The organism is Polaribacter sargassicola (assembly GCF_021991835.1).
Classification (GTDB): Bacteria; Bacteroidota; Bacteroidia; order Flavobacteriales; family Flavobacteriaceae; genus Polaribacter; species Polaribacter sargassicola.
The window spans coordinates 316,435-339,116 of record NZ_JAHDAU010000003.1 but is presented as its reverse complement, the minus strand read 5'-3'; the positions used below and the strand labels follow the sequence as shown (position 1 = coordinate 339,116).

The 22,682-nt window shown below is 30.1% G+C and carries 15 protein-coding genes; 6 read left to right on the top strand and 9 right to left on the bottom strand.

Going from position 1 to position 22,682, the window contains the following annotated elements; genetic code table 11:
• Positions 1 to 5: 5 nt before the first annotated feature.
• Positions 6 to 632 (bottom strand): CPBP family intramembrane glutamic endopeptidase, encoded by a 627-nt coding sequence (locus KI686_RS07360; RefSeq protein ID WP_237588627.1) that lies wholly within the window; start codon positions 630 to 632, stop codon positions 6 to 8.
• Positions 633 to 849: 217 nt separating this feature from the next.
• On the opposite strand from KI686_RS07360, the gene nhaC reads away from it, so the two are divergent.
• Together nhaC and KI686_RS07350 are read left to right on the top strand one after the other, a co-directional pair.
• Complete coding sequence (gene nhaC, locus KI686_RS07355; protein WP_237588626.1) at positions 850 to 2,334, top strand: Na+/H+ antiporter NhaC; 1,485 nt, start codon at positions 850 to 852, stop codon at positions 2,332 to 2,334.
• Between the two features lie 4 nt (positions 2,335 to 2,338).
• On the top strand, positions 2,339 to 2,791 hold the full coding sequence (locus tag KI686_RS07350; protein ID WP_237588625.1) for a GNAT family N-acetyltransferase: 453 nt from the start codon (positions 2,339 to 2,341) through the stop codon (positions 2,789 to 2,791).
• On the opposite strand, the gene KI686_RS07345 is transcribed toward KI686_RS07350, so the two are convergent.
• Both KI686_RS07345 and KI686_RS07340 read right to left on the bottom strand, forming a co-directional pair.
• Positions 2,742 to 2,996, bottom strand: coding sequence for a hypothetical protein (locus tag KI686_RS07345; RefSeq protein WP_237588624.1), 255 nt, complete (start codon positions 2,994 to 2,996; stop codon positions 2,742 to 2,744). The two genes, KI686_RS07350 and KI686_RS07345, sit on opposite strands and share 50 nt — an antisense overlap.
• Positions 2,997 to 3,007: 11 nt before the next feature.
• Complete coding sequence (locus KI686_RS07340; RefSeq protein WP_237588623.1) at positions 3,008 to 4,873, bottom strand: putative porin; 1,866 nt, start codon at positions 4,871 to 4,873, stop codon at positions 3,008 to 3,010.
• A 194-nt stretch (positions 4,874 to 5,067) separates the two neighbouring features.
• On the opposite strand from KI686_RS07340, the gene rnhB reads away from it, so the two are divergent.
• Complete coding sequence (gene rnhB, locus KI686_RS07335) at positions 5,068 to 5,667, top strand: ribonuclease HII (RefSeq protein ID WP_237588622.1); 600 nt, start codon at positions 5,068 to 5,070, stop codon at positions 5,665 to 5,667.
• Between the two features lie 170 nt (positions 5,668 to 5,837).
• Complete coding sequence (locus KI686_RS07330) at positions 5,838 to 6,890, top strand: nucleoid-associated protein (protein WP_237588621.1); 1,053 nt, start codon at positions 5,838 to 5,840, stop codon at positions 6,888 to 6,890.
• Positions 6,891 to 6,929: 39 nt separating this feature from the next.
• Here the strand turns inward: KI686_RS07330 and lipB are convergent, their stop codons facing one another.
• Positions 6,930 to 7,637, bottom strand: coding sequence for a lipoyl(octanoyl) transferase LipB (gene lipB, locus KI686_RS07325; protein ID WP_237588620.1), 708 nt, complete (start codon positions 7,635 to 7,637; stop codon positions 6,930 to 6,932).
• 132 nt (positions 7,638 to 7,769) lie between these two features.
• On the opposite strand from lipB, the gene KI686_RS07320 reads away from it, so the two are divergent.
• Entirely contained in the window at positions 7,770 to 11,024 is a 3,255-nt protein-coding gene (locus tag KI686_RS07320; protein WP_237588619.1) for a reprolysin-like metallopeptidase, read from the top strand.
• A gap of 266 nt (positions 11,025 to 11,290) precedes the next feature.
• Here the strand turns inward: KI686_RS07320 and KI686_RS07315 are convergent, their stop codons facing one another.
• From KI686_RS07315 to pruA, 3 genes are all read right to left on the bottom strand, one after another.
• The gene (locus tag KI686_RS07315) at positions 11,291 to 12,787 is read right to left on the bottom strand and encodes a RagB/SusD family nutrient uptake outer membrane protein (protein WP_237588618.1); all 1,497 of its coding nucleotides are present in this window, start codon (positions 12,785 to 12,787) and stop codon (positions 11,291 to 11,293) included.
• Positions 12,788 to 12,798: 11 nt separating this feature from the next.
• Positions 12,799 to 15,744 carry a SusC/RagA family TonB-linked outer membrane protein gene (locus tag KI686_RS07310; RefSeq protein WP_237588617.1) on the bottom strand — a complete coding sequence of 982 codons (2,946 nt, stop codon included), beginning with the start codon at positions 15,742 to 15,744 and terminating at the stop codon, positions 12,799 to 12,801.
• 498 nt (positions 15,745 to 16,242) lie between these two features.
• A complete protein-coding gene (gene pruA, locus KI686_RS07305) occupies positions 16,243 to 17,868 on the bottom strand; it encodes an L-glutamate gamma-semialdehyde dehydrogenase (RefSeq protein WP_237588616.1) in 1,626 nt (541 codons plus the stop codon).
• Between the two features lie 149 nt (positions 17,869 to 18,017).
• On the opposite strand from pruA, the gene KI686_RS07300 reads away from it, so the two are divergent.
• Complete coding sequence (locus tag KI686_RS07300) at positions 18,018 to 18,722, top strand: NRDE family protein (RefSeq protein ID WP_237588615.1); 705 nt, start codon at positions 18,018 to 18,020, stop codon at positions 18,720 to 18,722.
• A gap of 66 nt (positions 18,723 to 18,788) precedes the next feature.
• On the opposite strand, the gene KI686_RS07295 is transcribed toward KI686_RS07300, so the two are convergent.
• Positions 18,789 to 21,446 (bottom strand): chondroitinase-B domain-containing protein, encoded by a 2,658-nt coding sequence (locus KI686_RS07295; protein ID WP_237588614.1) that lies wholly within the window; start codon positions 21,444 to 21,446, stop codon positions 18,789 to 18,791.
• Positions 21,447 to 21,581: 135 nt separating this feature from the next.
• Positions 21,582 to 22,541, bottom strand: a complete 960-nt coding sequence (locus KI686_RS16885; protein ID WP_368735869.1) for a DUF3667 domain-containing protein — start codon at positions 22,539 to 22,541, stop codon at positions 21,582 to 21,584.
• Positions 22,542 to 22,682 lie beyond the last annotated feature (141 nt).

The window sequence follows — 22,682 nt, the reverse complement described above, 5'->3', positions numbered from 1 at the left end:
ACTTTTTAAGATGGGAAGCCTAACATGTTTCCCATACCAACTGTAAAAAGCCAGCAACCATAAATACTATGTTCTATAGATACAAGTAAAGTAGAATTTGTTTTCTTATAAGTAAAAGTAAAAAGAATTCCACCAATAAAAGTAAGTAGTAAAACTAAAGCCTTTTTAAATAATAAATGTGCCATAGAAAATAGAATAGCATTCATTAAAATCAACATTTTTTCATTGCTAAATAGCATTTTATATCGTTTAAAGAAGAAAGTTCTATAAATTAATTCTTGTGGATAAACAGAAAAAATAGAATAGAAAAGTAAAATAAGTATCCATAGTTTAGGTTTGTTTAATACTACGTAAAAAAGATTATTTGCGTCTGTATACCAAACAAAAAAGATGGTTGTTATTACAATTAAAAGAAACTTAACCAAGGTTGTTGTCCAAAAAGATTTCCAGTTAATGTTTTTTCTTATTTTAAAAATATTGTTTTCTGTTTTTAATAGAATATATAAAGTGTATACAAAACCTAAACCTCCAATAATAAGTTTTAGTATAGAAGAATAGTTAAAAATAAAACTAACAGGAATTAAAATAAAGAGTACTATTAGTTCTACATATTTGTAACGAATATTTTGCATTTGATGGTTGCTTAATTTAGAATAAAAACACAAGTAAAATATGTTTTTTATTTCTTTAGGTTGATTTTTCTTTTAGAAAGAAAAGAATATTTTTTAGAAAAGAGAACATAAAAATAATAAATTGTTACAAAAACAAAGTATGTAGTATAAATTACTTAAATCAATTTTGTATAAAACTTAGTAATATCGTAACATTACAGAATGAAAATTTAATTATATGGAGAGTAAAAATATTACACCAACAAAACCGCAAGACGAAAATATTATAGAAAATAAAGAACTTAATATTTGGGAAGCTCTAATACCTGTTTTTGCATTAATTGCAATGTTATTCTATAATGTTTTTTTTATTTATGGAGATGATGCTTTAAGTGGTAGTAATCAATTTATCTTATTAATGGGTGCAGCAGTAGCTGCAATTGTTGGTTTTAAGAATAAGGTTTCTTATAAACAAATGATGGAAGAGGTTTCTGAAAATATAAAATCTACTTCTGGAGCTATTTTAATATTATTAATGGTTGGTGCTCTAGCAGGAACTTGGTTAATAAGTGGTATTATTCCTTCTATGATTTATTATGGGTTACAAATTTTGAATCCAACTATATTTCTAGCAGCTTCTGTAATTATTTGTGCAATTATATCTATAGCAACCGGAAGTTCTTGGACAACCTCTGCAACAGTTGGTATTGCTTTAGTTGGTATTGGTAATACATTAGGTATTTCTGCTGGTATGACAGCAGGAGCCGTGTTGTCTGGGGCTTATTTTGGTGATAAAATGTCTCCATTGTCCGATACAACAAATCTTGCGCCTACAATGGCTGGAGGAGATTTGTTTACGCATATTAAATATATGTCATTAACTACCATACCAACAATTGTAGTTACATTATTGATTTTTGTAATTATTGGCTTTTCTATAGAAACAACAGGTACGCCAGACGTGTCAGATAAATTAGCTGCAATAGATGCCGCTTTTAATATTTCGCCTTGGTTATTTATTGTTCCTGTAACAGTAATTTTTCTAATTATAAAAAAGACAGAACCTTTGGTAGCTTTGTTAGTAGGTACTTTATTTGCTGGTATAGTAGCTATAATTGCCCAACCAGAAATAGTAATGAATGTTGCTGGTGCAGATACAATAACTATAAAATCTGCTTATAAAGGGGTTATGAATGCAATTACGGTAGACTCTGCAGTAACAACTACTAGCGAAGAATTAAATGACCTGTTTTCTGCAGGAGGAATGAGCGGAATGTTAGGTACAATTTGGTTGATAATTTGTGCAATGGTATTTGGTGGAATTATGGATGCAATTGGTGCTTTGGCAAGAATTAGTAAAGCTTTGTTAAGTTTAGCATCTTCTATTTTTGGCTTATTTGCAAGTACAGTAGCAAGTTGTTTAGCTTTAAATATAACAGCTTCAGACCAGTATTTAGCAATTGTAGTGCCTGGTAAAATGTTTAAAAAAGCTTATGAAGATAAAGGCTTAGCGCCAGAAAATTTAAGTAGAACTTTAGAAGATTCTGGTACTGTAACTTCTGTTTTAATCCCTTGGAATACTTGTGGAGCTTATCAATCTGGAGTATTAGGAGTCTCTGTTTCAGAATACTTTTTCTATGCTATTTTTAACTGGTTAAGTCCGTTTATGACTTTAATATTTGCTGCTTTTAATATTAAAATTAAGCAATTAGTAAAAAAATAAAAAAGTGATTGTTAAAGCAGTTATTTCTGATGCTGAAAACCTTACAGATATTGCTTTAAAAAGCAAAGCTTATTGGGGTTATTCTAGTGAGTTAATAGAAGGTTGGCGATCAGACTTAACAGTTACACCTAAAACCATACAAACATGCAACGTATACAAAATCTTGGCAGATAAAATGGCTGTTGGTTTTTATGTGTTAAATAACCCTAAAGATGATTTAATTAAATTAGAAATGTTGTTTGTTTTGCCTCTTTTTATAGGTAAAGGAAAAGGGAAAAAGTTATTAACGCACGCAGTAGAAAAAGCAATAGAAACTAAAGTAAAAACAATAGAATTAATTGCAGACCCAAATGCAATTCCTTTTTATAAATCTCAAGGTTTTCTAGAAAAAAGCAAAGTTGGTAGTGCTATTTTGGACCGTTTTTTGTCTTTAATGCAAAAAGATTTAAAACAATAGAAATTAATAAAAGTAACCACGGACTTCCGTGTACAAAAACATCAAACCAATCATCAGTTTTCATTCCGTTTTCTGCAGAAAAAGCATTTCCACCTAAAATCCAGTTAATTTTACCAACAATATGTGGCGGATTAAAAGGTGCTAATCCTAAAGTTAAACTAGCAAATAAGAAAATTTTCCAATTCTTTTTAAGTAGGTTTATCATGTTTAGATTATCTATATAAACCAGTTCCAAACTAAACCAAAACGAATCGTAAAGTCTCTATATGGATAATTTGGTGCCGAATAATAATTTTTAGGAGTAATGCTAGAAGTTACATTATCAATCTTAAAAAATAAACGCGTTCTTCTTACTTGTGCATTAAAGAAAACATCTAAAGAAGGAAAACCAATTTCTTGTGTGTTTTGTAAAGTAAATTCTGCTAATAAAGGATTGTAAGCATTCATTTTATACTTTGTAAAATATTTTAATGTAGCACCAATATTTACTAACATAGGTTTTCCTTTAAACCAATAGTCTTGATAATAGAAAGTATTTCTTGAAACGATTTCTGGTACTCTAAAAACAGAACTACCGCTACTTACATTTTGATACATTACTGTATTATCTAAAGCAAACTTTTTATATTTAAATTCTTTATTAGCTTTTAATTTTAAATAGACAATTTGGCCATCAAACTGAAGAGGTTTGTTGTTTTCACTAAAATAAGTGTAATTATCTATATTGGTAAAATTTAGTGTTGCATTTATCCAATTAGAAGAAAGTACAAAACCTAAATCTCTAGTATTTATATTACTAAAGTTGTTTTGCCAATTGTAATCATCATATTCACTTTGGTGTAATAAGGTGTTAAAATTAGGAGATTTAGAACTTAGTAATAAGCTGGCTTTAACACTTAAAACACTGTCTTTTTCATATACAGCTTCGCCTTTTAAAAAGTTACCAGATAATCTACTATTACCAGGTGTTATAGATACATCTGCATTTAATTTAAAGTTTTTAATTTTGGCATTCCAATCTGCACCAAAAGAAATTGCACCTCCTTTTAATTTAATTTTATCAATAGTACTGTTACTGTTTAAAATAGTATCGTAGCCGTAAGTGTATTTGGTAAGATTTGTTTTTGCTTTAAATTTACCAAGAACATATTTAGAGTTAAATTCTAAATTAAATTCGTTATTAAAAATAGTGCTTTTTGCTTTTTTGTCATTTGCATCAGCATCATTTATTTCTCCAAAAATATCGGTTGTTTCTGTTGTTTGTATAAACTCATAAGTCTTAGATTCATTCGTTAAAACATGCCCGATTTTTAAATTACTAAAATCTTTTTTGTTAATAGTATCTTTACTAGCAACTAGTTTGTAACTATGTTCTATGTACATTCTACCAGAATCAAATTGATTTTCTGCATCATCTAAATTAACATCTAAATAAGATCTTGTTGTGTAATCAGGGTCATTACTTTCAAACTTTTCTATTTCTGTATCAGGTAAACCACCGCTTTCTTGATTAAAAAAGTCTTGAGAAGTAAAATGTCCTCGAATTTGATATTGTCCTTCTTTGGTTATATAATGGAAACTACTTCTAAAATTACCATTACTAGATAAAGATCTTCTGTAAGCACCTAAAGAACGTAAACCTTTGTAAGACATTGCTACGTTTAATCTTTTAGAAAAATTTACGGTAAAAATTGCATCAACAACTTGCCCTTGTTGTAAACCTGTTCTGTAAGTTATTTCTGTAGTAGGTGTTGGTACTTCGTAATATTTTATTTCATCAATATCTAAATAACTAAATTGTTTTGCTGTAAAACCAATATCCGGAAAAAGTTTTACATTGCTAAAATCATACCCTAAATTAGTAAAGGTTTGTCCTTGGTTATGAAAATCTAAAAGTTCAAAATTATCAGTTCTTAAATAATTAAACTTATAATCTTTTTTTATAGATAAAGTAGTATCAATATAAGTGGTGTCTCCTTGGTGAGAAAAAATTTTGTAATCTGTATATTTTGTTTTCCCAGATAAAATAATCTTTTTTTCTCCAGAATTAATAGAGTCGTTAGCAGTAGCATTTACATTCATTATCCCACTGTTAAGTTCTCTTTGAGAAAAAGCAGTATTAAAACTTAATATAAGAGATAAAAAAAGAAAAAATTTTAATGTATTCATCATAAACTATAACAATCGCAAATGTAAAATAATTAAACGGAAATTGTTGTGAATAATTATGAGGATATCTGTTAATTAAAATTAAAAAGATTTCATTTCTTTGCAATATGTTAGCATCCAATTTTAGTGGTTTTACTTTAGAGGCAGGTACAGATGAAGCGGGCAGAGGCTGTTTATCTGGTCCGGTAGTAGCTGCGGCAGTAATTTTACCCAAAGATTTTACCCATCCGTTTTTAAACGATTCTAAACAATTATCAGAAAAAAAAAGAGATTTATTGCGCCCTTTTATAGAGCAAAATGCTCTTGCTTTTGGAGTTTCGTTTGTTTGGCAAGAAGAAATAGATAAAATTAATGTTTTGCAAGCATCTATAACAGGTATGCACAGATCTATAGAAATGCTAAAATTAGAGCCAGAATTTATTATTGTAGACGGAAATAAATTTAAAAATTATAAAGAAATTCCGCACAAAACCATTGTAAAAGGCGATGCAAAATACCTAAGTATTGCCGCAGCTTCTGTATTGGCAAAAACATATAGAGATGAATATATGGCAAAAATTCATCAAGAATTTCCTATGTATAATTGGCAAAAAAATAAAGGTTATCCAACCAAAGAGCACAGAAATGCTATTAGAGAATTTGGTGCAACAGATTATCACAGAAAAACATTTAAACTATTACCAGAACAAATAAAATTAGATTTGTAATTTTTTTAGAAGCTATTTCCTGCTTTCACTACTCGCTTTTTTTGTCTAAAAAGCCAAAAAAGAGCTCAAACAAACCGTTCAATCAGGGCTAGGCTTGTTTATAAACTTTACAGATTAATTTCTAATTATTTAAAAAGTTCAACTATTTTTACGCTCCAAAATTTAAAATGATGATTAAAAAAACTAGAGCAGAAATAACCAAATGTATTTTACATAAAGTAGCCAATAAATTTAACAGCGGGCAAAATGTTTTTTCTGAAGATTTAATTCGTTTTGATCAAGAAAGTTACGATTTAATGAAAGGGTTTTTATTAAAACCTTTTGGTTCTTTAACACAAAGTTACCGTTTTACAAATCATGAAGATATTCGTTTAAACGAATTAAATAAGTTTACATCAGAAATTTTTAAAGAAGAAGAAAGTTTTGTAGAATATTCTAAAAGCATTGTAAACCATTTGTTTGAACAATCTAATTCTGCACAAATAAAAACTGGCGATGTGCTAGTTGTTTTTATAGAAGGTATAGAATATAAAGATGTATTAACAGAAGCCGTAGGTATTTTTAAAATTGAAAATAAAGTAGACTTTTTTCAAACTTATTTAGATGACAATGAGAGTTTTGATGTTGTAGTTCAAAAAGGAATTTCAACAAAAAGATTAGATAAAGGTTGCTTAATTTTAAACACTTCTGATGAAGAAGGAACCGTTGTTTTTTCTGTAGATAATAATAATTACGATGCACAATATTGGAGTAAAAACTTTTTATCTGTTAAGCTAGCAGATGATTATAACTCTCATACACAAAATTATTTAGAGATGTGTAAAGAGTTTTCTGAAGAAGTAATAAAGCCAGAATTAGGTATGCATGAGCAAGGTAATTTTTTAGCAAATACCGTAGATTATTTTAAGGAAAACGAATCTGTAGATTATGCTACGTTTAAAGATGAGGTTTTTGAAGATGATAAGCATAAAGAACAATTTGACGAATACAAAAAACATTTTGAAAATTTAAACGATGTTTTGGTTAGAAATAATTTTGATGTTTCTGGTGTTGTTTTAAAGAAAGAAAAAAACAAATTAAAAACAGAAATTAAGTTAGATACCAACATCAATATAAAATTAGATGTAGATGCACCAGAAGCAGCATCAGAATATTTAGAAAGAGGTTATGATGAAGAAAAGAAAATGAAATATTACAAAGTATATTTTAACGAAGAAAAATAAATTTTAGATAAAAAAAATCCTGCAAAAGCAGGATTTTTTTTATAGTGACACAATAAATTCTTCAACTTCAAACAGCGTTTTAAAATGCTTCAAAATTTTTTGTTTTACCTCTTCTAAATCAACTTTTTTGTTCAATTCTGCTTCCATAGAAGTAACAGCTTTTCCTTTAATTCCACACGGAATAATATTATCAAAATAACCCAAATTAGCATTTGCGTTTAAAGCAAAACCATGCATTGTTACCCAGCGAGAAGATCGGATTCCCATAGCGCAAATTTTACGAGCAAACGGAGTGCCAATATCTAACCAAACACCAGTTTCGCCTTCGCTTCTTGTACCTTTTATACCATATTCTGCAATAGTTAAAATAATAGCTTCTTCTAAGAAACGTAGATATTTATGAATATCAGTAAAAAAATTCTCTAAATCCAAAATAGGATAACCTACAATTTGTCCCGGTCCGTGGTATGTAATATCTCCACCACGATTTATTTTATAAAAAGTAGCCCCTTTTTCTGCAAGCTGTTTTTCGTTTAGTAATAAGTTGTTTAAATCTCCACTTTTTCCTAAAGTATACACATGAGGATGCTCTACAAATAAAAAATGATTGTTAGTAGGTTGTTGTAAATTATTTCTTCTATTGTTAATTTTTACATCAACAATTTTTTGCAGTAAATCAGACTGAAAATCCCAAGTTTCTTTGTAGTCTTTATTTCCTAAATCTGAAAGTAGTATTTTTCTGTTCATAATATCAATTGCAAAGGTAAATAAATCGTTATATTTGAGACCACATATTTATATTTTTAATATCATTTTATGAGAAATAAATCACCCTTTTTTCTATTAATAATTACTCTTTTTTTTAGTGTTAATAGTCTTATGTCTCAACAAATATGGAATAAAGTTGATAAAGCAAATTATCATTTTCAAAAGAAAGATATTTATCAAAAAAAGCATTTTCCATCAGATTATCAAATTTTGTCTTTAGATGTAAATTCATTTTCAAAGAATTTAAAACAACAATCTAAAAGTCAGAATCAAATAATAGAATTACCAAATGCAGACGGAACTTTATCTAAATTTAATGTAAAAGAAACCTCTAATTTTGAAGAAGGTTTGCAGGCTAAATTTCCTAATATTAAATCGTATTCTGCCCAAGGAATAGATGATCCAACGGCAATAGCTAAAATTAGTATAGGTACAGATGGTTTTCATGCGGTTGTTTTTTCAGGTAATAAAGGAACATTATATATGGACCCTTATTCTAAGGATAATCAAGACTTGATAGTTTATCAAAAAAGCAGTTTAAGTAAGGTTGATGATGATTTTAAATGTGAGATAGAATCTTCAGTAGAAAAAGAGGTTACTATTTCTGATTTTACAAATAACGCAGATGATGGAAAGTTAAGAACATACAGATTGGCATTAGCTTGTACAGGAGAATATGCAGATTTTCATTTAGGTGAAGAACAACAAAATATAGATGATGATGCTTCTGATTCTGTAAAAAAAGAAGCTATTTTATCTGCAATGAATACATCTATTACAAGAATTAATGGTGTTTTTGAAAAAGATTTAGCTATAAAATTGGTTATTGTAGATGATAATGATAAAATTATTTTTTTAGATGCAGATTTAGATGGAATGTCTGATGCAGACCCAAATACTTTAATAAATCAGGTTCAAACAATTTGCGATGCTCAGATAGGAGATGCAAATTATGATGTTGGCCATGTATTTAGTACTTCTGGTGGTCAGTTATCTGGTTTAGCAGGTTTAGGTGTTGTTTGTGTTACTGGCCAAAAAGCAAGAGGGGTAACCGGTTTGGGTTCTCCTGTCGGAGATCCTTATGATATAGATTTAGTAGCGCATGAATTAGGGCATCAATTTGGTGCAACACATACCCAAAATAATGATTGTAACAGAACAAGTTCTACGGCTGTAGAGCCAGGTAGTGGATCTACCATTATGGGATATGCAGGTATTTGTTCTCCAAATGTTGAAGAAGGAAATTTAGATGGAAATAGCGATGATTATTTTCACGCAGTAAGTATTGCTCAAATTTGGAGTGTTATTGAGTCTTCTGGTAGCTGTGCTGTTTTAACAGATACAAATAATACAGCTCCGGTTGCTAATGCGGGTTCTGATTATATTATACCTAAGTCTACACCATTTAAGTTATCAGGTATAGCAACAGATGTAGACGGGTTATCTAGTTTAACTTATAATTGGGAGCAATTAGATAACGAAGTTGGAGCAATGCCTCCAGAAAGTACAAATTCGGTAGGTCCTATGTTTAGATCTTTGCCATCAAAAACATCACCAGAACGATATATGCCAGATTTAGCAACTGTTATCGCAGGTAATATATCTTCTACTTGGGAGGTTTTACCTTCTGTAGAGAGAGATTTAAGTTTTTCTTTTTTAGTGAGAGATAATAATGCTGGAGGAGGAAGTACAGCAAGAGATGATATGATTGTTTCTGTAACAGATGCTATTCCTTTTACTGTTTCAACTCCGAGTTCTGCAGTTACTTGGGATGTAGGTTCTGTACAAACAATAAACTGGGTTAAGGGGTCTACAGATATTGCTCCTATTAATTGTGCTACAGTAAATATTAAATTATCAATAGACGGAGGTTTAACGTTTCCTATTACAATTAAGTCTAATACACCAAACGATGGTACAGAAGAAATTGTAATACCTAATAATGCAACATCTTCTGCAAGAATAATGATAGAGGCTGCGGACAATATTTTTTATAATGTAAGTAGCACAAATTTTACAATTAACTCTACAGAGCCAACTTTTATAATGGAAAATACAACAGGTTCTCAAATTACTTGTAATACGGAAAATGAAACTTTAAGTTATAATTTAAATTTTGATTTTATAAATGGTTTTACAGAAAATGTAGTTTTATCAGCAACAGGTCAACCTGCAGGAGCAGATGTTACATTTAGTCCGTCAACAATAAATTCAGATGGTAATGTAACAATGCAAATTTCTGGTTTAAATGCAGTAACACCTCAAATTTACACTATTAATGTATTGGGTAGTTCTAGTAGTTTAAATCAGAATATAGATGTAGAGTTAAATGTAACAACATCTAACTTTAATACAGTAAGTTTATCATCACCAGAAAATAATTCAATAGAAGTAGATATTAATACAGAATTAAACTGGTTAGAAGATTCTAATGTTTTAAGTTATGATGTTCAGGTTGCTACAGATAGTAATTTTTCTTCTATAATTTCTAGCGGAAATGTAACAACTAATAGTTATTCTTTAACCAGCTTATTGGGTGATACTGTTTATTATTGGAGAGTAAAACCAAAAAATGATTGTGGAGAAGGTAGCTTTTCTGAGGTTTATAATTTTAGCACATTAACACCTTCTTATTGTTTGTCAACTTTTACAGACGAGTTAGGAGGAACCGAGCATATAACAAACGTAACTTTTAATGATATAAATAATGATTCAGGAAATAATACCATTAATGGTTATGAAGATTTTACATCAATTAGTACAAATGTAAAAAGAGGAGATATACATCAAATTAGTGTAACTTTTGATACAGGGGGTTATAGAGATCAATGTTTTGTGTTTATAGACTGGAATCAGGATTATGTTTTTGATAATGATACAGAAATGTATGATTTAGGTGAATTTGATACAGATATTGCAACAGCAACATTAGATATTGCAATACCAGAAGATGCAAGATTTGGAGAAACTAGAATGAGAGTATTTATAGAATATTACGATAATAGTTATGTACCTGGTGGAGGTGCTTGCGATGTAGACCATGTTTCGGAATGGGGTGAAACAGAAGATTATACTATTGTTATAGATAATACCGCTTCTGTTGATGATTATGGTTTTGATGGATTCAATTTATATCCAAACCCAACAGAAGGAGAATTTACTTTAAGTTTAAAAGCTGTAAATGCAGATGAGGTTTCTGTACAATTATTTGATGTTAATGGTAGGTTGATAGATGAGAAAAATTATTATAATACACTAACAGATTTTTCTGAAAGAATTTCTTTTAATAAAGCATCTGCAGGTTTGTATATGTTAAAAGTGATAAATGGAGAGAAACAAGTTGTTAAAAAATTAATTATAAGATAGCTTAAGAAACTTACAGATAAAATAAAAAAGCCAAATCAACAATGATTTGGCTTTTTTATTTCAGTAAATTATCGGAGATAAAAGTATTAAATTTCAATGTAGTAAAACATATTAGCTCTTTCTTTTAAAGCTAAAGACAAAGTTATAGATTTACTTATTGTGGTATTATTGTAGTAATTTAAAAATTTTATTCAATTAGATTTAGTTGGAAATATTACTATAAAAAAACCACCCTATATAGGGCGGTTTTTTTAGCAAATATAATATTACCAACCTGGATTTTGTTGAGAAGCTAAGTTCTCATTACTAATGATGTCGTTAGAAGGAATTCCCCATACAAATTGATAATCCCCAGCATCTTTAGATAATGTATTGTAATTAGGACCAATATTAATGAAATCTAAGCTTTGAGGATCAGTTCTTGTAAATCCTTCATCCCAGCGTTTTAAGTCGTCTAATCGGAACCCTTCAAAAGCTAGCTCTCTAAATCTCTCATCTTTTATTTCATTTAATAAAGTTGTACCTGTTATTCCTGTTAACGGAGGAAGGTTTCTTGCTACTCTTAGTGTATTTAATGGAGTTAAAGCATCTCCAGAAGACATAGCGGCTGCTTCTGCTGAAATTAAATACATTTCTGCAATTCTAAATACTTTAGGAGCGTGTGCGTAGTTAGTTGTTGCTCCAGTAAATAAAGTAGGGTTTCCAGGGTATTTATTAACTAGCATTATGTCAGAATATGTACTTCCTTGAATAAGTATTTCTTTACTGTCAAAAAAAGTATTTTTTCTAAAATCTGCATCATCAAATTTGTCCAACACCCATTGAGAAGGAACAAAATCTGGAGTAAACATGCCTGTACCAGCACTGAAACCAAGGTAAATACTGTTAGTGCCTGGAAGTTCATTAGGAGCGCTTACAAAAGATTGCATTATAATTTCTTGAGAGTAATCATTAACCCACATATCATCTAATTCTGATTGACTTGTTAATAGCGGGTAGTTTCCTGAGTTAATTAATAAGTCTGCAGCAGTTTTAGCGCCAGACCAATCTTGCATATAAAGTTTTACTCTAGCTTCTAAAGCTAAAACAGCGTCTGAAGTGAATTTTGTAGCTCCAGCTTCACCACTTACCGAGCTTAATCTAGATTTAGCTTCATTTATATCACTTAATATTTGATTATATACTTCTTCAATTGTACTTCTAGATGGTCTGTAATTTACATCGTAATTCAAGACTAAAGGCACACCTAGGTCAGAGCTAGCTGTTGAAGGGTTGTATGCTTTTGCAAAACGTAAAACTAACCTGTGGTAATAAAAAGCTCTTAATAAATAAGCTTTTCCAATCATTTGATTAAGATAAGTTTCTTCTTCAGGGCTGGTAGTCTCTATAGTAGGGTATCCTTCTAAAGCTACGTTAACATTTCTTAATGAAGAATAATAACCTTGCCAAACTGAAGCGATTGTTTGGTCGGTAGATAAAAAACCTTCCCATCTATGAGGGAAGCCATTTCTATTACCATAATCTAAAGTGGCATTTAATTGATCTGCTTGTACGTCAGTTACATAAGTGTTTACGCCGTAAACTCGAGCTCTAAATGTAGAAAATAATCCATTATCCCAGTTTTCGGCATCTGCTATTGTTTTAAATGATTGTGTTTGCTCAATACTATTTGAAGGAAATCTGTCTAAATTATCGTCACAAGATATTGTAGTTATCAGTAAGAATGATAATAAAATAATATTTTTTATATTTAATTTTTTCATTACGTTTTATTTTATAGTTTAATATCTACACCAAATGTAATTTGTTTTGTGTTTGGATTAGCACCTAACGATATGTTAGAATCTACCTCAGGATCAGGTCCTGTATATTTGGTAAAGGTTAATAAATTACGACCAGTTATATATAGATTTAAAGATTTAAGAAATCCATTTTTTGGTAAAAAATCAGTAGGTACTTGGTATCCAAATGAAATATTCTTCATTCTTAAAAAAGATGCATTTTCAATTAATCTTGAATCAAATTGTGTAAATTGATAATCTGTAGAAGGGTAGGTTGTTACATCGCCTGGTTGTTGCCAATAATCAAGAACATCTTTAGATTGGTTAAAACCTCCAAAAACGGTAGGGTTTTCAAAGAAATAAGCATCGTTGTTAAAAAGGTATTTACCACTAGAAAAAGAAAAGTCAACTTGTAAGTTAAACCCTTTATATCCTGCATTTAATCCAAAACCACCATTTACAGGAGCGTATCTGCTTTGACCTGTGCTTTGTTGTAAATCGGCAGCGTTAAATACGCTAGTTACGTTGTTAGGGTCTTTAGTTGTTTTTGTAATATCGTCTCCAGGGACATACCATTCTGGTGCACCTGTTTCTGAGTTTATACCAGCAAATATAGCGCGGAAAAATGTTCTAGGTTGTCCTTTTATCCAAGAAACCCCTGTATTAGGAATTATCCAATAATCTCTATCTTGGAATAACTCTATGATTTTTTCTTTGTTATAGTTGAAAGTTACATAAGGAGAAATATGTAAATCTGAGTTTTTAATTATATCAAAATTTAGAGTTATATCTACTCCTGCATTTTCTAATTCACCAACATTAGATGTTATGCTGCTCCAACCAGTTGTGTAAGGTTGAGGGACATCAATTAACATGCTAGTAGTTCTTCTGTTATAATATTCAACACTTAAAGTTGCTTTTTCGAATAATCCAAAAGTTAAACCTGAAGTTAATTTTTTTTGCTCTTCCCATGTTAGTCCAGAGTTTCCAGGTGTTGTAAGAAACCAACCTGTATTTCCTTCATATACACCTGTACCAACGCTAGCTAAACTTTCGTAATTTCCAATATTAGAATTTCCACTTGTTCCGTAGCTTGTTCTAAATTTTAATTCATTAAGCCATGTAATGTCTTGCATAAAATCCTCTTTTTTTATGTCCCACATTACACCAGCAGCCCAAAAGTTAGCATATTTATTATCTTTACCAAATCTAGAAGAACCATCTCGTCTAAAAGATATATCTCCATAGTATTTTTTATCATAATTATATTCTAAATTAGTAAAATAAGAACTAAAGATATATTGAGATTCGCTGTGATTAACGTTTCTGTTGTTAGGTCCTGATGATAAGAGAGTTAGTCTGTCGTCATTTTGTCCTGCAGAATATGCGTAAAAATATTCATAATCATTTTTTATAGTTTCTTGACCAGCGATTAAACTGAAATTATGTATATCTTTTAAAGAATAAGAGTACTGTAATGTATTGGTAACGGTGGTGTTAATTATTCTTGAAAAATTTTCAGAAGAATAACCATTGGCCAAAGAACCAATATAAGAAGGTAGTCTTTTTGAAGAGTTTCTTGAGTCGTAAAACTCTATACCAGCTTGAGTTTTTAGAATTAAATTTTCTATAGGTTCAACTTCTATAAATGCTGTAGGGTTAACTTGAACTTTATTAGTAACACTAGGAAAGTTGTCAGCCAAATATCTAGGGTTATATCTACCCCATCCAGGAATAACGCCTTCTATATTATCACCATTTTCATCATACGGAGAATAGAAAGGTTGTGCCAGTAAAGCTAAACCTCTATTTGTGCTATTGCTCCCGTAATTATTTGTTTGAGTTTCGTCATAACTGAAAGAAAGGTTTGTTCCAAATCTAGACCAATCATTGATTTTAGAATCAATATTAGCTCTAAAAGTATACTTGTCATAATCAGATCTATAAGCTAAACCTTCTTGATTAAATAAACCTAACGATACATAATAAGTAGATTTTTCACTACCTCCTGAAAATGCAAGATCAGCCTGTATGGTTGGAGCGTTTTCTTTATAATAATACTTATACCATTCTGTATCGTGCCCATCAGCTAATAATGCATCAACTTGTTCTTGAGAACGATAACCTGTGGCTAACCAGAAGTCAGTTAGTTCTTTAGAGTTCATAAAGTTTTCGTAAAAATCAGTGTTTGCTATATTAGATACTCCATATTGAGTAGAAATATCTATTGTATTTCCATTTTTAGAACCTTTTTTTGTTGTGATTACTACCACTCCATTTGCTGCTCTAGAACCATAAATAGAAGTAGCCGATGCATCTTTTAATATGGTAACTGATTCAAAATCTCTAGGGTTAAGAGAAACTAGGGTTCCAGAACGAATTGGCACACCATCCATAATAATTAAAGGAGTTGATCCTGCTCCTAATGAACCGTTACCATGTAGTCTAAAACTAGGTGTAGCTGATGGTTCTCCAGAAGAAGTATATACTTGAAAACCTGCAACTTGCCCTTGTAGGGCATCCATAACATTTGCTGTAGGTCTGTTTACTATAGTCTCGGTTGTAACAGCTGCAGCTGAACCAACTATAGAACTAACTCTTTTTTTAGAACCATAACCAACAACTACAACTTCTTCTAAAACATTTGCGTCCTCAGTAAGTGATAAGTTAATTACGTTTGATTTACCTACTTTTCTTTCAGTAGTGGTATACCCTAAAAATCTAAAAACTAAAACATCTCCTATTTTAGCTTTTATAGAGTATTTTCCATTAAAATCGGTTTCAACACCAGAAGAGGTGCCTTTTATAGTAATACTCACTCCTGGTAAAGGGTCAGGGCCACTTTTAATGGTCCCTGAAATAGTTTTTTCTTGTGCAAAAGATATTTGCAGAAGAAACGCCATAAATAGCGTTAGAATTCCATGTGATTTTGTTTTCATTTTTGATAAATATTTGGTTTGATTATCTCAAAATTCATGAATTATTATTTAATTAACAATTTTTTTACTTTTAATTTCATTAAATTAGGTAAGAATTTAAAAGTTTTTAATATTGGTTGTTGAAATTGTGATTTTAATAATTTTAAGGATTTAAAATGTTAAATTGATATTGGTATTTTTAGTGTTTTTGTTAAAACGTTGTATTTATTTAAATGAAAAAGTAATCTTGTTAAATTTGTTTTCTAATTAAAATTTCTTTAAAAATGTTACTAAATGAATCTATTTATAGGCGTGGAAAAGAGGTGAATTTAGTTTAAAGTGTTTATTTTAAATATAATAGTATCAATAACATAATATTTCTATTGTTGTTTACAGGGTGTTATTATTACTTCTTTATAAAAATATATAAGTCAGCTTAATTTTTAATTTAAGAGAAACAAAAAAGGCAGTAACTAAGTTACTGCCTTTTTTATATTAATTAAATGAAGGTTTTATTTCTTATCCTAAGAAAGGGTATTTGTAATCTGTAGGTGTTACAAAAGTTTCTTTTATTAAACGAACAGATGTCCAACGTAATAAGTTTTGTGCAGAACCAGCTTTATCATTTGTACCAGAAGCTCTTGCGCCTCCAAATGGTTGTTGACCAACTACAGCACCTGTAGGCTTGTCATTAATATAAAAATTACCAGCTGCATTTTCTAATGCTTTAGATGCTTTTTCTATAATATATCTATCTGTAGATAAAATAGCACCTGTTAAAGCGTACTCTGTAGATTCATCAACTAATTTTAAAGAAGCTTCCCACTCTGCATCTTCATAAATATAAACCGTCATAACTGGTCCAAATAACTCAGTTGTCATCGTTTCAAAAGTTGGCGATTTTGCTAAAATAACCGTTGGTTCAATAAAATAACCAACAGATTTATCATAATTACCACCAATAATTACTTCTGCATTTTCATCAGCTTTTGCTAAATCTATATATTTTGCAATTTTGTCAAAAGAACCTTCGTGAATAACTGCGTTTATAAAGTTTGATGGATCTTCTGGAGAACCCATTTTTAATTCTGATGTTTGTGCAACTAAATGTTCTTTAACTTTATTCCAAATAGAAGAAGGAATGTAAGCACGAGAAGCTGCAGAACATTTTTGACCTTGAAACTCAAAAGCACCTCTTGTTATTGCAGTAGCAACTTGTAAAGGATTTGCAGAATTGTGAGCCCAAATAAAATCTTTTCCACCAGTTTCTCCTACAATTCTTGGGTATGTTTTATATGTATGAATATTTGTACCGATTTGTTTCCATAATTCTTTAAAAACAAAAGTAGAGCCAGTAAAGTGTAATCCAGAAAAATCTGGTGATGCTAAAACAGTATCTGTAATCATTACAGGGTCTCCATAAACTACGTTTATAACTCCGTCTGGTAAACCTGCTTCTTTAAATAAATCTACAATTACTTGTGCAGAATATGCTTGGTGATCAGATGGTTTCCAAACAACTACATTACCCATTAAAGCAGCCGCCGCAGGTAAATTTGCAGCGATTGATGTAAAGTTAAAAGGTGTAATTGCATATACAAATCCTTCTAAAGGTCTATACTCAACTCTGTTCCAAATTCCTGGTGCAGAAGCAGGCTGATCTTTAAAAATATCAGTCATATACTCTACATTAAATCTAAAGAAATCTATCATTTCACAAGCAGCATCAATTTCTGCTTGATGTACATTTTTAGATTGAGCAATCATAGTTGCTGCATTCATTTTAGCTCTATAAGGTCCAGCTAATAACTCAGCCGCTTTTAAAAATATAGAAGCTCTTTCCATCCAAGAAACAGAAGACCAAGCTTGTCTTGCAGCTAAAGCTGTAGAAATTGCTGTATCTACGTGAGATTTATCTGCAGTATGATATTGACCAACAATATGTTGATGATCATGAGGAGGTGTAATGTTTTTTGTGTTACCTGTTCTAACTTTTTCTCCGTTAATATACATTGGTACATCTACATTGCTACTAAACATTTGTTTATAAGTAGCTAATAATTCTTCTCTTTCCGGAGAGCCAGGAGCATATCCTTTAACAGGTTCATTTACTGCTTTAGGAACATTAAAAAATCCTCTTGTCATTTTGTATGTTTTTAAAATTTTATCGACTAATTTTGGAGTTCAAAGTTACAATTTTTGTTTCAATAAATTTAGTGAGTTTTTGGAGTCTTTTGTTATAAGAAGTTTAAAAATTGTCTCTAAATTTAAATTTTATCATAATAATACTAAATATGTGTACCGTTACTTATCTTCCTTTAGGAAATAATAATTTTATTTTAACCTCTAATAGAGATGAAACTCCGTTAAGAAATACAATTTCTCCTAAAGAGTATTTTGAAGATGGTGTTAAATTAATGTATCCAAAAGATGAGCTAGCTGGAGGAACGTGGATTGGATTAAGCGATAAAGATAGAATGGTTTGTCTTTTAAACGGAGGGTTTAGAAATCATATAAAAAAAAGTTCTTACAAAATGAGTAGAGGAATTATTGTAAAAAAGATTTTATCTTCTGATGATGGAGTTGCTTTTATTAATAATTTTGATTTTACAGATGTAGAGCCTTTTACTTTAATTTTAGTTGAATGGAAAAATGAATTAAAAACGTATGAATTAGTTTGGGATGGTTTATTAAAGCATTTTAGAAAATTATTGCAAAAACCAGCAATTTGGTCTTCTTCTACTTTGTATACAGAAGAAATGAAAGAGTTAAGAAAAGATTGGTTTGCAAATTGGTTGTTAGAAAATGATACTTTTAAGCAAGAGAAAATTTTAGAATTTCATCAAAATGAAACACTTGGGAATGTTGAGGTTTCACCAAAAATGAAGAGGGATAATGTAGAAACAGTGAGTGTTACATCGGTAGAAAAAAGAACATCAAAAATAGATATGAAATATTTAGATTTAAGAAAAAGTACACAAAGTGTTACTTTGTTTTAATAAGTATTTTTGATTTAAATAAAAAAGCAGCTATCTAGTTTTAGATAGCTGCTCTTGTTTAAAAGCTTATTTTATTATTATTTTCTTAACGGTTTTTTGTTTGCCGTTATTTATTTCTACAAAATATAAGCCACTATTAAGTAAAGACAAATCAACTTCTTCTACTGCATTATTGGTATTTAATTTTGTGTTTAAAACTTGTTTGCCAATAACAGAGTATATTTTTACTGTATTAAAATCATTAGAATCTCTTTGTATATAAAGGGTTTTGTCTGTTACAGGATTAGGATAAAATTTAATTCCTAATTCATCTGCATTGGTATATTCATCCGTAGATAAAGAAGAAGGACCGTAAAATTCTATTTCGGTAACAGCTGTCCAAGCACTTTCTCTAGAGTCTCCTGCACTGTTAAATCTCCCAAAACCTATAAATTTAACATAACGAGCATCTACATCTACCTGGTATTGATTAAAATCGGTTGTGTTTGTAGCTGTAAATAATAAATCTCCAGAAGTTGGTAAAATCATTGAAAAATCACTAGACTCTGTACCTGTTGTAGATACCCATATTTGGACTCCGAAAGCATCGCTTTTATTGGTAGTATTAAATTGAATTAAATTAAGGTGTTCTTCACTTCCTAAATCATAAATAACATATTCTCCGTCACCTTTATAATCACCAGAAAGAATAGAACCATCGTCTGCAGTCCATTCTGTATCTAAATCTTTATCTAAAGAATTAGTAGCAACTTCATCTTTAGAGCTGTTTTCTTTAGAAAAAGAATGTACAGTTACTTTATCAGTTTCTAGGCCTGTTCCTGTATTTATTAAGGTATAAATATCGGTTAAATCGGCTCCTTTCTGTATCACTGTTAAGGTTTTTTCTAAATCATCACCACCTTCTACTTGTGTAAATGTTACAGTACCAGTTCTGTTTGTAGGTTCTGTATTTTTAGTAACTGTAACAGAAACAGTTTCATTACCTGTACCAGATGTAATATCTATAGATATCCAATCGTCATTAGAAGCTGCAGTCCAGCTTACATTAGCTGTAACTGTAACATCATAGCTAGCAGTTTCTGCGGGTAAAATAGATAATCCACTTATATTTAAAGTTTCTACAGCTTGTATGGTACAATTACCATCTGTTATAGAATTACCCGTGTAATCTGTAAAACAAGCACCAATACCATAACCTACCATATCATCAGAAATTGGTGTGTTAGATGTTGTATTTGCACCTTTTCCATCAGCTCCTGTAAATGTAAATATTTCTCCATTTGCAGTTGCTGTAATGCCTGTTTCTTCTGTAAATCCATCAGTTGTAGCACCTAAAGAAGTGCCGGTAAATACGTTGTTTGTGTAAGTTAATCCCTTACCAAGGTTATTAAATGCAGTATCGCTATCACCAGAAATTACATCAGTTAAATTGGTGTTTTCCGCTTGAAAATAAATTAAATTATTTGCAACTGTACCCGTTGGGTCTGTAGAACCTTTGTCTTCATTATAAAATAAAGGTGCATTTGTATTAACAATAGAATTGTTAGATACGTTAATGTTTGATGTTTGTTGATATCCGTTAGATACATCATCAGAACTACAATCAATATCAGCATCTTCATTACCTCCTAAAAATGTTATTCCGTTATTCCATTTTGCATTACTATTTACAGCAATACAATCTTGTATGTAATTGTTGGTTATTGTATGGCCACTATCAGTAATTCTAACACCGCCAGTACCATCAACGTTTTCACCTAAAAAAAAGTTTCCATCAACAGTTGCATTAGATCCATGACGGAGTACTAAAGAGCCTCTAGATCTTCTAAAAGTGTTATTGGTATAAGTGTTTCCTTTACTTTTATTGGTGATAATTTCGTTTTCACCATCAGCCTGAACAAAATAGTTATTGCTAACTGTAGCGTTACTGTTTACCATTTGATAAGAACTTGTACCTATACGAATAGTTTCGCTATCGCCAGCATTAGATAAATCATCTCCATTTGCTTTTTTACCATAAAGTTCACTTACTTTTTCGAAGTTATAAAAGTAGTTGTTGGTAATTGTATGTCCTACTTCTAAACAGCTAGTATTAATTTCTTCTTCACCATCTTCTACAGGAGGAAAAGCATTGTAAGCATATTCTCCTAAAACAATTGCACCAGCACTTACTTTGTTCATAAAAGAACAGTTAGTTACTGTATTGTAAGTACCGTATAATACTACCCATCTGTGTTTAGGTATCTGTTCATCTGCTAAATCTTCTGCTAGTTCATCTGGTTCTATGCCAAGTCCATCAATTACACAATTTTGAATGGTACTGTGATGTGCGTAATCATTACCGTTTCTAAATTCTATAAAATTACTGGCTCCGTAACCACCTTTCCAATGAAATCCGTCTACAATTAAATATTCACCAGTTGCAGTTTTTACACCATCTTCAGAGTCACCACCTATCGTTAGTCTTGGTCCTCCTGTAAAAATAACACCACCAGGTGTTTCTGCTCTAAAAGTTACAGGGTTTTCTGCGGTACCAGAACCTAAAAACCGCATTCTTTCATCGGTGTCATAAACACCATTTTTTAAAATAATTACATCTCCTGGTTGGTAAATTACATTTCTTAAATCTTCTGGGTCGTCAATGTTGTAAGTGATGTTTTGAGAGAAGGAAATTTTGGTAATTACTAACAATAATGTGAGGGCAAAAAAATACTTTTTTTTCATGTTATTAGTTAATTTTTTGATATGATTAATAAAAATAATTTGGTTAACCAATTTGGTTGACCAAATATAACGATTAGATTAATTATAATCAAGGGTATTTTTTTTAAATTTATATGTAAAAAACAGGTTTAAAAATTAGAATAATGCAAAAGAAAGTAATCCTACAATGGTTATTCCTATACAAGAAATGAAGAAGTAAGTAGTGTTTAAGAAACAAAATTTAACAAATGTTTTAAGATATCCTTGTTTGTAAAAATTTTTCATTCCTAAAAAAAGATAAATTAAAAACAAGATTGTAAAAATCCAAAATTTTGGATTTATTCTAAAAATTTCTAACAAGAAATAAATAGAAATTAACATGAAAAACACGGTTTGAGTGTGGAAAACAAAAATTAAATGATCTACGTACGTGTATTTTTTTCTAATATAAAGTAGCTTTAGAAATAAAGTAAAGAAAGGTAAAAATATAAAAAGCGCGATAGAACCATAAGAAAGCATTTGATTTATAAATTGTTCTTGGCTGTCTTGTTGGTCCATAAAAGTATTTAAAACTTTTGCTCTGCTGTACAAGAATCTATTAAAAAATGTTTTTTCTGAGTTTAAACTATCTAAAGCAATATCTGTTTCTAAATTAGGGTGTTCTTTTTGAAAACTAATATAATTGTCTATTTGTAAATTGCTAAAATTTATTTTGTTTTTACTAACAGTTTTGGTGCTGTCTTTTGCATCTTCTATAGCTTTGTCTACAATTTGTTTTCTTTTAATTGAATCTATAGGAATCCAAGTGTTTTTTAATTCGTTATTTATTGTGGTTCTTAAAGAATCTATATCAATATCTTTTGCGTTTTCATTATCATCAAAAGTTATTAAGTTTTTAGAATTTGTTTTGATGTTTCCGTTTTTAAACTCATTAAATTTATCTAAGGTTTTATTAAGACCGAGAATTAAAAAGAAAATAATTGAAATTGTTAAATAGAATCTAAAAGGGTTTGTATAGCGTTGCCTTTTACCATCAATATAATTTCTAGAAACTTTGCCTGGTTTTGTTAAAAGAGGTATAATGGTTTTCCAAAACTTAGCATCAAAATTAAACAGACCGCTAAAAATTTCTTGAATAAAATTATAAAAGGTTATTCTACTTCCTTTGTTTTCTTGTCCACACTCTGGGCAAAATTTTTCGTGGCCTGTAAAAGGATGTCCACAGTTTAAACATGCGGGATCTTTTATAATTGTAGC

Coding starts and splice junctions, on each gene's coding strand:
- KI686_RS07360 (WP_237588627.1), bottom strand. CDS start 632: ATGCAAAATATTCGTTACAAATATGTAGAACTAATAGTACTCTTTATT.
- nhaC (WP_237588626.1), top strand. CDS start 850: ATGGAGAGTAAAAATATTACACCAACAAAACCGCAAGACGAAAATATT.
- KI686_RS07345 (WP_237588624.1), bottom strand. CDS start 2,996: ATGATAAACCTACTTAAAAAGAATTGGAAAATTTTCTTATTTGCTAGT.
- KI686_RS07340 (WP_237588623.1), bottom strand. CDS start 4,873: ATGAATGTAAATGCTACTGCTAACGACTCTATTAATTCTGGAGAAAAA.
- rnhB (WP_237588622.1), top strand. CDS start 5,068: ATGTTAGCATCCAATTTTAGTGGTTTTACTTTAGAGGCAGGTACAGAT.
- KI686_RS07330 (WP_237588621.1), top strand. CDS start 5,838: ATGATTAAAAAAACTAGAGCAGAAATAACCAAATGTATTTTACATAAA.
- lipB (WP_237588620.1), bottom strand. CDS start 7,637: ATGAACAGAAAAATACTACTTTCAGATTTAGGAAATAAAGACTACAAA.
- KI686_RS07320 (WP_237588619.1), top strand. CDS start 7,770: ATGTCTCAACAAATATGGAATAAAGTTGATAAAGCAAATTATCATTTT.
- KI686_RS07315 (WP_237588618.1), bottom strand. CDS start 12,787: ATGAAAAAATTAAATATAAAAAATATTATTTTATTATCATTCTTACTG.
- KI686_RS07310 (WP_237588617.1), bottom strand. CDS start 15,744: ATGAAAACAAAATCACATGGAATTCTAACGCTATTTATGGCGTTTCTT.
- pruA (WP_237588616.1), bottom strand. CDS start 17,868: ATGACAAGAGGATTTTTTAATGTTCCTAAAGCAGTAAATGAACCTGTT.
- KI686_RS07300 (WP_237588615.1), top strand. CDS start 18,018: ATGTGTACCGTTACTTATCTTCCTTTAGGAAATAATAATTTTATTTTA.
- KI686_RS07295 (WP_237588614.1), bottom strand. CDS start 21,446: ATGAAAAAAAAGTATTTTTTTGCCCTCACATTATTGTTAGTAATTACC.